The following is an 11,539-nucleotide window of genomic DNA, read 5'->3' on the forward strand; positions in this document are numbered from 1 at the left end:
ATATTTTGTATCCTTATGTTTTTTAGTGATTATTAATCAAAAAGTAATTATTGATGAATATTTATCTTAATTTTTTAAGGGCTTTTATTGAGTGTTTACATTATTTGTTCAGCCTTGATTAAGGCAAAAAACAATGTTTTATATTTTAAGTTTACGTTCAGCAAATAGCAGTATATTAATTAGCGAACAGACAAATTATATAAGACTTATCCGGCACATTAGAAAATAGCGCATTAATGAAGCTAGGAAGTCCAAGGAGACAAACATGAAAAAGATCACAGCAATCTCGACGTTGGCATTGGCAGTTATGGCAGCATCTCCAGCATTCGCCGCTGATACTCAGTGGTTCGTGGGTGGCGGTGTGGGTTACCAGGAAGATAACGTAAAAGGTGCCAATGCCCAAAACGGTGAAGATGCAACTTACCAGCTACGTGGTGGTGCCATCATGAACGATCATCACCGTGTTATGGGTACGTACAGCTACATGGACAAGTCATCACAGAATATGTTCTTGGCATCATACGACTACCTTATGCCAGTTCACCAGAAGGTGAACCTATTTGCCGGTGTGTCTGCTGGTGTGTCTGACAGCAAGATCAGCGGTAGCAGCTCAACAGATTTCGTCTGGGGTGGCCAAGTGGGTGCAATGTTTGAAATCAATGACAACTGGTCGACCGACTTGACTTACCGCTACCTAGACCAGGATTACAGCAAGAACGACACCAAGATCGACTACTCTCAGCAAGTCGTCTGGTCGGTTGACTACCGCTTCTAATTGCGTGAGCGATAGCGCCTCCGTTTGAGTATGACAAAGGGGAAAGCGAGAGCTTTCCCCTTTGTGTATTGTTATGCCAGGCAAGCGGTAAGGATGCTGGGTTATAAATTCACTATCTTGTTGATATAGATGCTGCTATAACTAATTGTATTAGAGTGTATAAGTCAGGATTCAAGGATGAAACTTAAGGCTGTGGGGTTAATGTTGGGCTGTATCTTGGTTACGCCTGTATGCGCCGCCCAACTTGAAGGCGGTACCTGGTTGTGCCAACGCCCAGATACGCCGGATAACATGAGGGAGACCACCTCATATCAATTTATGCCAGACGGTACTATCCATTCCGAAGAGTGGTTAAGACGTTCAGAGAACAATCAAGTCCAGCTTGAGTTTAAGTTGGCTGTCGACTATAGCTTTTTCCACAACGGGCTGGATTATGTGTTGAAGCCGATTCATCTGTCTCGGGATCTTATGGTTGATATCAACAACGTTAATCCGTTTGATAGCGATGCACGGCGTGACTTGCTCGGCTATCGTATTTTTTTCCAACCCCAGTTTGAGAGTGATAATCGGGCCGACTTTATCATGCGCCATCATATCACTCCCGATCAGCGCTTTACTCTTAATTGCTCCCGCCGAACTTAGGTTGTCACCATTCTTTCAATACCCAGGTGCCATGGGGTCTTGGGTATAAGTCTGCCCGTTGTTTGCTACAGCCTTCTGCTGCGGCTTCTCTCCATCAGTTTTTCTTTATACTGGGTCGGTGTTTGTCCCCGCTGGCGTTGGAAGGCCTTGCTAAAACTTTGGACATTGTTATAGCCGAGCTCTCTTGCGATGTCCTTGATGCTTAAATCAGCTTGCATATATTTGATGGCTTGATTGCACAGAACATAGCTAGTGATAGTGCTGAAGCTCCAGCCAAACTGGTGGAGACGGCGCTGGAGTTGCTGTCTGGACAAGTTGAACCGCTGTGCAACAAAGTCTAAGCTAGGATACCCATAGAAACGCGAGTAGTTGATCATCTCATACATCATTTTGGCTGCGTCATGGGGCTGTGGCATATTGAGGAACTCATCGAGCTCAAGGTTAGTCAGCATCATCGGACGAGTAACTTCAAATGGGAAGGTATTGCCGTGCTCCAAGATAGAGATATCTAACCATACCCGGGTTGATGGTGCATTCCAGCGGATATCGGCACCGAAAAACGTTTCTAACTCGCCGTTACCGCAAGGTGGACCGCTTAGCTCGACGGTTAACGGGTGATAACTCTCTCCCATAAAGTAGCGTAAGGTATTGGTGAACATCGCCGCTATGCGCAAACTGTCCTGAAACCGCCCTCGCCCGGAAGAGAAGTGGTTGTCATAGGTCCATTTGATGATCTTGCCCGATAATTCACCGTGAAAGCTCGCGCCAGACTGCAGGCAAGAAGTACCGTAATTGATCCGGCGAAAGGAGAGGGCAAGCTCCGGGGTTGAGAGAAACCATTCGCCAAGATGATCCATATTACTGAAATTGAGGTCTCTCGCCATTCGACTGAGGTAAGCCTGATCACCAAGCACCGCTTCTAGTTCTGCCATTTTTTGGTTGAGATCGGAAAATGGTACCAAGGTCATGGGCTCATTGAGCAATTTAAGCGGTACGCCCAAATCGTCGGGTGTTATCCCGTAATGCTTGTCAAGGGCACGAATAAACGGTTTGAAGAAAATAGAGCGAACAAAGGCTGCTTGGAATTGTGATTCAGGCAATGGCATCGGTACAGCCTTATATCTAAATGGATTGATTGTATTAAATGAAGCTACCTGTTGATTCAATATATCCAATGTTGTGATGCCTGTCACTATTTCTTACATAATCACACCCATAAAAACAAACTGAAAAAAAAAGCAAATCTCTTTCACAGCTTTGATATGTGACTGGGCACCTGCTTATTGATTATGCGTAAGTGAATTGGGGAACTGTAATGAGTCTCGTCAGCATGCCTTTTGTCGACAGCGGAGTCGATACTGCGCTTCACGTTGTTGCCGCTGTGGTTCTATTTGGATCCATAGCTGCAGCCGTGTATGGATTTTGGCGTATCCATGAATTGCCGATACAAAAAGCACACAAGAATGAACATCATCAGTTGGGGCTGATAACAGCGCTGACTTGGATTGGATTTATCTGGCACTGGGTATGGGTTGTCGCGGTCATTATTGCCTTTGTCGATGGCGAGCAAGCGCTTCGCCATATTCGCGATATCTGGAAAGAAAAAGATACCCAACAACCCTCAGGGCCGACTCCTGCGGTCTGTAAGTCTTCAGCGTCTGAGTCTGTGAACATGGCTAACGAGGAGGTTGAGAATGCTTGAGGGTTTAGCGGTATGGGCACTCTTTATCTATCTCCTGCGTCTCGTGGGGATGCCCTGGAATAAATTTACCAAAGCATTTTCCTATCTTGGTGGTGCAGGCTGGTTGGTATTTGTCTGGATTGGATTGATCACTTTTGCGCCGATGGATATGTCTGGCGGCTCGGTTGTTCAGTCACCGCATATTCAGCTGCGCCCGGGGTCGACCAAAATCAAAGGACATGTGGACGAGATTTTGGTTCGTCCCAACGAGAAGGTGAAGAAAGGGCAGTTGGTTTACACCCTGGATGACGAGCAATACCAGATTGCCCTCAATAAAGCCCAGACTCAGTTGGATTCGGCCAACGTCGCGCTGTCCATTTCGCAAGAAGATGTGCTCATCGCAGAGCAAAACCACTACGCGGCTCTTAAAGATATCGAGATCGCTTCCAATGAAATTGAAGCTGCCAGGGAAGATTTGGAATGGAAAGAAACGACGCTACGTCGCTACCAGAAACAGAACAAGGCCGTTAAGCACACTATTACCGAGACTCAGATGGATGAGCAGCAAACTGCGGTGGATGTTGCAAGGACCAAACTTGTGACGCTGCAATCTCAGCTCGATAAAGCCAAGGTGTCGGCACATCGTGCCAAGCTGGACTTCGAGAAAGCGGGGCTGTCTGTCGAAAGCCGCAAAGTGGATGTGGCCAACAAACTGGAAGATGTTGCCCAGGCGCAGTGGAATTTGGATAACACTCGGGTGTATGCACCTGCGGATGGCTACCTGACTAACTTTATTATGCGCGAAGGCCAGTATGTCGGTGTGATGCCGCGGATCCAGATGTATACCGACGAAAAGTATGTCTTGATGCGGGTAAACCACCAGGCGATCCGAAATGTGAAGGTCGGGCAGCAAGCGGAGTTTGCTTCTCCGGTCTATCCGGGCAAGGTGTTCAGTGCTGAGGTTGAGGGCATTATTGAAGCGACTGGCGAGGCCCAGGGGAGCTTGCTGGCAAGAGATGACAATGTTCGCCAGATGACAGGGAAAAATGCGCTGAATAAACACCATTTTGTCCGCTTGAAGCTGACAGAGCCTGGCGACTATGACATTCCGGTTGGCTCGGTTGGCCTAGCGTGGATAAGTGCAGAAAAGCCGATTGACTTCTTGGCTTTCTTAGATGTTATTCGCGGCATTATCATCCGCATGAAATCCCAGATTTACTTCATCTGGTCGATGTAACACAAGCTTTAACGGCGACATAACAAATACAAATGAGCTAAATACCGATTACCGCTCTGGGATAACAAGGTTCTCCGAAGCTGAGTTATCCCACTTTTTACTACGTTAATGCTGACCGTAGTGGCTGCAATTCTGCTAGGCTAAGGAATTGCAGCCTTTTTTTTGTCTGGTATATAATCGGGACGATACATGGAGTGTTGATCATGTCTTTTCTGTCCCTGGATACCAATATCCAATACCTTGCGTTATCCCGCATCAAGCTGTCCTGCTACCTGCTTATTCAGAGCGTGTTTTTTACTTTGTTCTCTCCTGCTGCCCTTGCGACGGTTTTACTTCACGATATTGATTTTGGCGACTCGGTCAGTCATGTCCGCTCGCTACCTCAGGGCTTTGATTGCTCAGCCTTATATCAGGGTAATGACGCCGAAAGTATCGAGCAGGAAGGCGATGCGTTTTGTTTTGATGAGACCTATTTGTTCAATGCCGAAGGTGGCTTGCTGACCGCCTTCATCGCTGACGGGGCCGTCAACCGGATGGAATATACCCTTGATATGTCATTGGCCAATTACAACGCGGTACTTGCAGGCTTGCGCCGCCAGCACTATGTCTTTGCCAAAGTAACCGTCGGTGATAAGACGTTGGATGTGCTAGCAGGTTTCAAGGAGGTGGATCAGCAGAAGCTTGATGACCAGCTATTCACCCTGGTCAATCAGGCGGATTTCTCCGCTGCCCGAACGTTTATTCTGGTTGATAACCGCAGTTTTCAGCGAGCCCTCAAAACAGGTATCAGCAGTGTTGACGGTTGGTTAGCGAACAAGGCGTTGCAGAAAGACTTTGCACGCCTAACCATGATACATATTACATTCAATACCGGCGGGATCGTGCTGCAGGCGACTAGGCCGTTTGCCGGCGGGAATGGCTCCGGGAGGGGGCAATGAGGCCGGCTAATCTTTGCGGAGTTTCTTGACCGTAGAGATTGGGGTGGGAAAGCGGTTTACCACCCAGTAGGTCGAGATGATAAAGGTGGTTATGGTGGCCATTTGGATAAACAGGGTGGCTTCTATCGACAATATGCCGCTGATCATGGCGGCATAGGCAACCAGAAAGGAAAACTCACTGGCTTGGCTGAGTCTAGCGCTCAGTTCATGTTGCATTGTGGGTTTTTCCCGAGCGAGCTTCAATGCAAAGGCGAACCCCCAGTATTTGATAGCCACCAGCAATGCGCCAAATGCCAGGCCAAAGAAGGTATAGATATTCCAGTCGCTGAAATTCATCCTTGCGCCAATAGCAAAGAAGAACAAGATCAGGAAGAACTCACGCAGCGGCTTTAAATGGACAGAAATCGCTTGGGATACCCGGCTGGTCGCAATCGAAATCCCGGCAATGAACGCTCCGCTTTCATAAGATAAACCCACCTGGTGGCTTAGTTCAGCCCAGAAGAAGCACCACGCGAGGGTTGCCAGGAAGCTGTATTCCTGTATCACGTCGAACCTTCTGAAAAGGGGAAAGATAATATAGCGCACGCCAATGAATGCCAACGTACAGATCGCGACGAACTTCCCCAGCATCAATAAAAAGCCGACCAACATGGCGTTGCCACTATTCATATTGAGAAAGATAATCACACTGATCGCGATGATGTCCTGGACCAGCAAGATGCTGGTGATCACCTCACCCATCCGCTGATGATGCAACGTCGTTGTTGGTATTAACTTCAAGCCAATGACCGTACTGGAAAACATCAATGCTGCTGCGCAGATCACTGCATCGAGCAGCGACAGTTGAATTGCCAAGCAGAACAAAAGGGTGATGGTAAAGAAGAAAGCGCAGGTACCGAGCGTAATGATCGCACTCTCTTTGAACAGGTTAAGTAGCTTGTTGGGCTGCAGGTTGAGGCCGATGAGGAATAGCAGCAAGATGACGCCAATATTGCCAATTTGGGTGATGTGCTCGGGGTGAGGGACTAGGTTGAAGCCGTGGGGGCCGATAATAACACCGGCTGCAATGTAGGCCAGGATAATGGGTTGGCTGGCATATAAAAAAAGCGTACCGAGGATAGCTGCGCTGATAATAATCGCACATAGTTCAAAGATTATCGGTGCTAGATCAATCGGCATACCGGTTCGACCCCATGAGAAAATCCCTACAACATGGTGTCACATAAGTTTGGCCTAAGTTGTTATGTTGCGCCTAAGCGTTTAGTTGCATTTAGTGCGGTGGATTGCAGTTGTTGATGGAAATGTGTGCGTTGACTTACTTGATTTATGGTACGTCGTTCTGTATTGTTGGTTGGGTAATGGTTCTAAGCAATATGGATGTTGCTTGATTAGGCTTAATTTGCAGCGGGCTGGTGCCCGCTTTTTTTTTCATTTCTCGTTAGCTATATGGTTCAAGAAATTAACGGCCTGGCAATTAGCGCCGTTTGGTCTGTATTTCGACAATGCCACGCTTGGTCATTCCTGCCAGATCTGTTTTTTTATTGCCGACACTTTTGTACTTGAAGGTAATTTGTCTCAGGTTACGGGCCTGGTGACGGGGGACTGAGATGGCGCGGCTGGTTTTTCCTTTCAAGAGAATGCCTAGGTCGTCGGTGACTATTTGACTGCCGTCCCGAAAGTGTAAAGTGATAGATTCCATATTAATAATGCCTTGCTTGGACTTGAGGCGCACCTGGCGAATATCGCGATTATGCCGGTTGATATTTACCCGGTCGGTATCCTCTCGGTAGGTAACACGGCGCTCGGCTAAATGCTCCCAGTCTTTGGCGAAGGCCGGTTGGCTGAAAGTAAGAATCAGGGTAAATAAAAGTAATAAACTTCTCATTGAAAACACCTTAGTGCATGCATGTAAATTAATGATTTTATTGGGTAATATACAACTTGCATTCACTCTATATATGTTGGTGCGAATTGAACAGGCAGCCCTGTCAGAGTTTGGTTAAACCGTACCTGGCCGTATTAAAAATCATCTAATTTCGCTTTGTTGGGGGCCGTTTTGTATTCAACCTCATCGCACTGTTAAAAACAGTGCGACTTTTATCTGTAGGGGTTGTTCATAGAGGTGTGTACAGTGATTGTTGTATGGATAATTGTGTCTTGTTTCATCAAAAATCAATCGAGGAGAAAGTGCCGAAGAACTTGAATAACCCTTCTAATTCTTCAAAGTTATCATCTCCTTCCGTTTGCTTCTGTACCAGAAACAGCAGTAACTCGATAAACAAGAACCCGATAGTGCGGCTGTGGAAAATTGAGTCAACATCACTGGGCAAGACATACTGCATGTTGCTGTATTTACCATACGGGTTGGACTGGGTGTTAGTGATCACAGTGACATGGGCCTGTTTACTGTTGAAGAACCGAGTGATATCGATAACCACAGGGTTGAACCGATAGTACGAAAAGGCGACTAAAACATCTTGCTGTTTAACCCCGAGAAGAGCTTTGGGTAATTCGCCCCTATCAAGTGGCAGCAATACGACTTCAGCGCGACTGTATTTCAATAGGGTTGAGAAATGAATAGCCAATGCTCGTGATGAAGCCGGGCCAACGACATAGATGGTTCTATTTTTATCCGCAATTAATGCGGCTAGGAGCTCAAGCTCCCTGACGTTGAGCTCATGGGAGAATTGCTCGATAAGCTTGCTGACGTTGCCAACGTAGCGCTGGACTTCATCTTTCGTATCTATCGGCAAAGTTGTTGCTTTGGATTTACTGGCTTTGCTGGCTTTGCTGGCTTTGCTGGCATCGATGGGGGAGACAATCGTATTTAAACCGGGATCTTTTTTGAGTGCTCTTTTGAAGGCAGCGTAGCCGGTGAAACCAAGCTTGTTCAAGTATCGGCCTATGGTCGCCTTGCTTATTTTGGCTTTTTGAGCGAGGTCGATGATGCCGTAGTAAGTCAGCTCTTCAAAATGAGTGACAATATAATTGTGAAGGTTGGTTTCTGATTCTGTAAAAGGCTTCAACTGCTCAGCGAGCTGCTTATATGTTTTCAGATCAAGGTTGTCTTTCATACTGTCATGACAAATAAAGTTCGATGGGAAATCACATTTCACATCGTTTCTCATCGCAATGCAAAGGCGGTGTCCTCATCGATAAACCTTTATATGTTTGTGTGATCTGGATTACAGTTTCACCGCTTTCTTCAGTGCGCTCACGGCAGGGATCAAGCTGGAAGCTCCTTGCGAGTCGAGCAAGGGGATGGCTATCAACATTAAAACGGGAAGATTATTAATCTTCTCACACTTTGGGCTGAGAATATTCACTTCCCATGTCGCTTTTATACCTGTCACGCCAAGATGACCTGAATGAATAATATCGAAAAAGGTTATGTCTATGGTTGCTCTACTCGCACTGCCCATTGTTTTTGGTGCAGGTTATTTGATAGTGAAGAAATACAACACTCAGGCTGTGCTGTTTGGCTCGGGTATCTTGATGATGATTATTGGCGCTGTTGCTGGCGGCTCTGAATTTTTGCCCAAAGGGGTCAATAGCTCTGGCGCCACAGTCGTGGACTTCTTCTTGGTGATCCAATCAATTAGCTCATCCACATTGGCCAAGTTGGGGTTGATCATCATGGCTGTTGGCGGCTTTTCCAAGTATATGGGCCATATCGGTGCGGCCAATGCGTTGGTGAAAGTTACTACCAAGCCGCTTTCGGCGATCAACAACCCGTATGTGATTCTGGCGCTGACCTACATCCTGGGGCAGTTCCTCAATGTGTTCATACCGAGTGCGGTTGGTTTGGCTATGTTGCTGCTTGTTGCCTTGTATCCGGTATTGGTAGGTATTGGCTGTACACCGGCATCGGTTGCCGCCGTGCTGGCGACGACCGCTTGTCTTGACTTGGGGCCAGCTTCCGGTGCATCGAACAAGGCGGCAGAAGTGATTGGCATTGATGCGGCTTCGTATTTTATTCAGCACCAGCTCTTTGTGGGAATCTGTACGGCTGTGGTTATCGCCGTGCTGCATTTTGTGTGTCAGAAATGGTTTGACAAGCGTGATGCAAAAAAAGGCGTTAACTACGAGCTTAATACCAAGGAAGATACCGCGCGCGAAGCTCCGCTGTGGTTTGCTATTCTTCCAGCCTTGCCTTTAGTTTTGCTGCTGACGTTCAGTAAGTTCGCGATCACCGCAATTAAAATCGATGTGGTGACCGCCATGTTTATTAGCTTGGCCGTCGCTATGCTGTGCGATTATATCTATTCGAAAGACGGTAGAGCCGTCGCTTCCTCTCTCAAGGTGTACCTTCAGGGGATGGGGGATGTGTTTGCAGGGGTGGTATCGCTGATTATTGCGGCACAGACTTTTGTGGTAGGTTTAAAGGCTATTGGGTTTATTTCCGGCCTGCTGGGTTTAGCGGCACACCTTGGCTTTGGGTACACTATGATGGTGAGTATGCTGGTTGCCATAATCGGTATTACCGCACTTCTGTCAGGCTCAGGCAATGCGGCCTTCTTCAGCTTTTCGAACTTGGCACCGGATGTCGCCACTCAAGTTGGTGTCTCTACTGCCGCTTTGGCACTGCCAATGCAGCTATCAGCGGGTATTTTCCGTTCCTTCTCGCCTGTTGCCGGTGTCGTTATTGCCTGCGCTGGAGTGGCTGGTATCCCACCAACGGAGTTGGTCAAGCGTACCGCAATTCCAATGATGGGGGGATTGCTGACCGTTCTTCTCATTACATTTATTGGCGCTTAGGATGAAGTATATGCCCGGTTCAAATGTCTCTGTTTTTGACTCAACCCTTTATTCCCCGCTTTTTACCCAAAAGGATATGAAGCGGATATGGTCTGACGATAACCTTATCCAAACTTGGCTAACTTTCGAGAGCAGTATTGCCAGGGTTCAGGCTGAACTTGGGCTCATTCCGCAGCAGGCTGTCACCTCGATAGAGCAGGTTTGTGTTACCGGCAATATCGACTGGGTTCGGTTGGCGCAGGATACCCAGTCGGTCGGCATGGCAATCAAACCTTTGGTTGATCAGCTCACAGAGCAAGGTGATGATTACGTTAAAAAGTACCTGCACTGGGGCTGTACAACCCAGGACTTGCTGGATACCAGCTTGGCAATGCGGGTAAAGCAAACGCTGGACTTGGTTCGTACCCAGCTAGTTAGTTTGGGCGATCAGCTTGAAGGCATGGCCCTTACCCACAAGCAAACCGTGATGGTGGCGAGGACCAATGCGATGGACGCCTTGCCAACCACCTGGGGGCTGCAGGTAAGCAGTTATTTGCAGGAAGTGACCCGGCACATTGTTCGTCTTGATGAGCTATACCCGCGTGCAATCACCGGCATGTACGGCGGGGCGGTGGGTAACCTATCGTCGATTGGTCCGCAGGGGCTGGCGGTGCGAAGTGGATTGTTTTCTGCTCTTGGTCTGACTGAGCCTAGAGGGCTGGCTAATGCCAGTTTGGATAATATTGCCGAGCTGATCCAGTTCTTTGCATTGGTGCACGGCACCCTGTGCCGGATCGCCAACGATACCGAAACCATGGGGCGGGCCTCGATTGCGGAGGTTCGAGAAGGCGAGGCTGGCGGTGGCTCAAGCACCATGCCGCACAAAGCCAACCCGCGAGCCGCCAATATGATCCAAACCCTATCGCGTATGGGCTGGATGTACGCTGGCAGTGCGCCAAACCTGATGGATCAGCATGATGTCCGTTCTGCCTCGATGCGGGTGCTGAACTGGAGTTTGGTGCCGGAGTCGTCATTGGCGGTCTCCACTGCACTGGAACGGGCCCTGCGGTTGGTAGCGAACCTTGTCGTCAACAAGCAGCGGATGCGTGACAACTTCGAAGCCTCCCGCAACTTTATCATGTCGGAAGCGGTGATGATGAAAGTGGCCGATAAAGCCGGCCGAGGCGAAGGCTATCGCAGGGTACAAGCCGCCATTGCGAAGGCACCCGCAGAGGGAAGTCTGGCAGAGGTACTGAAACAAGACGCGGCGGTTTGTGCCATGCTATCACCGCAAGAAATTGATGAGGCCTGCAAGCCGCAACATTACCTCGGTTGCAATGAGGCGCTTATCGACGAGACGATTGCACAATATCGTCAGGTAGTGGGTTAAGTTAGTCTATTAGTATTGCTAAGGAGCTTGTGCCTTCATGCAGGCTCCTCGCCTTGATTAAGCTCCTCAACTTTCATTTCACATTACGTGACTTGCATCACGCCCATTGATTTTTAGAGTTATTACTCTAAAATTGATA

At 48.1% G+C, this 11,539-nt stretch carries 11 protein-coding genes; 7 read left to right on the forward strand and 4 right to left on the reverse strand.

Features of this window, described 5'->3' with window-relative positions; translation table 11 throughout:
• Positions 1–265: 265 nt before the first annotated feature.
• On the forward strand, positions 266–775 hold the full coding sequence (locus PTW35_RS19065) for a porin family protein (RefSeq protein ID WP_039464367.1): 510 nt from the start codon (positions 266–268) through the stop codon (positions 773–775).
• 177 nt (positions 776–952) lie between these two features.
• Positions 953–1,417, forward strand: a complete 465-nt coding sequence (locus PTW35_RS19070; RefSeq protein ID WP_281028529.1) for a hypothetical protein — start codon at positions 953–955, stop codon at positions 1,415–1,417.
• A gap of 65 nt (positions 1,418–1,482) precedes the next feature.
• Here the strand turns inward: PTW35_RS19070 and PTW35_RS19075 are convergent, their stop codons facing one another.
• The gene (locus tag PTW35_RS19075) at positions 1,483–2,523 is read right to left on the reverse strand and encodes an AraC family transcriptional regulator (RefSeq protein WP_281028530.1); all 1,041 of its coding nucleotides are present in this window, start codon (positions 2,521–2,523) and stop codon (positions 1,483–1,485) included.
• Between the two features lie 209 nt (positions 2,524–2,732).
• Here PTW35_RS19075 and PTW35_RS19080 point away from each other — a divergent pair, with 209 nt between their 5' ends.
• From PTW35_RS19080 to PTW35_RS19090, 3 genes are all read left to right on the forward strand, one after another.
• Entirely contained in the window at positions 2,733–3,119 is a 387-nt protein-coding gene (locus PTW35_RS19080) for a hypothetical protein (protein ID WP_044621495.1), read from the forward strand.
• Positions 3,112–4,335 (forward strand): efflux RND transporter periplasmic adaptor subunit, encoded by a 1,224-nt coding sequence (locus PTW35_RS19085; RefSeq protein WP_044621494.1) that lies wholly within the window; start codon positions 3,112–3,114, stop codon positions 4,333–4,335. Before PTW35_RS19080 ends, PTW35_RS19085 begins: the two co-directional genes overlap by 8 nt.
• A gap of 203 nt (positions 4,336–4,538) precedes the next feature.
• Complete coding sequence (locus PTW35_RS19090; RefSeq protein WP_281028531.1) at positions 4,539–5,273, forward strand: hypothetical protein; 735 nt, start codon at positions 4,539–4,541, stop codon at positions 5,271–5,273.
• Between the two features lie 6 nt (positions 5,274–5,279).
• On the opposite strand, the gene PTW35_RS19095 is transcribed toward PTW35_RS19090, so the two are convergent.
• The 3 genes from PTW35_RS19095 to PTW35_RS19105 form a co-directional block, all read right to left on the reverse strand.
• Complete coding sequence (locus tag PTW35_RS19095; protein WP_039461792.1) at positions 5,280–6,452, reverse strand: cation:proton antiporter; 1,173 nt, start codon at positions 6,450–6,452, stop codon at positions 5,280–5,282.
• Between the two features lie 295 nt (positions 6,453–6,747).
• On the reverse strand, positions 6,748–7,158 hold the full coding sequence (locus PTW35_RS19100) for a hypothetical protein (RefSeq protein WP_044621492.1): 411 nt from the start codon (positions 7,156–7,158) through the stop codon (positions 6,748–6,750).
• A gap of 280 nt (positions 7,159–7,438) precedes the next feature.
• Complete coding sequence (locus tag PTW35_RS19105) at positions 7,439–8,389, reverse strand: MurR/RpiR family transcriptional regulator (RefSeq protein WP_281028532.1); 951 nt, start codon at positions 8,387–8,389, stop codon at positions 7,439–7,441.
• A gap of 280 nt (positions 8,390–8,669) precedes the next feature.
• Between PTW35_RS19105 and dcuC the strand changes: the two genes are divergently transcribed.
• Positions 8,670–10,031 (forward strand): C4-dicarboxylate transporter DcuC, encoded by a 1,362-nt coding sequence (gene dcuC, locus PTW35_RS19110; RefSeq protein WP_281028533.1) that lies wholly within the window; start codon positions 8,670–8,672, stop codon positions 10,029–10,031.
• A gap of 10 nt (positions 10,032–10,041) precedes the next feature.
• Positions 10,042–11,400, forward strand: a complete 1,359-nt coding sequence (locus tag PTW35_RS19115) for an adenylosuccinate lyase family protein (protein ID WP_281028534.1) — start codon at positions 10,042–10,044, stop codon at positions 11,398–11,400.
• Positions 11,401–11,539 lie beyond the last annotated feature (139 nt).

Source organism: Photobacterium sp. DA100 (genome assembly GCF_029223585.1).
GTDB lineage: Bacteria > Pseudomonadota > Gammaproteobacteria > Enterobacterales > Vibrionaceae > Photobacterium.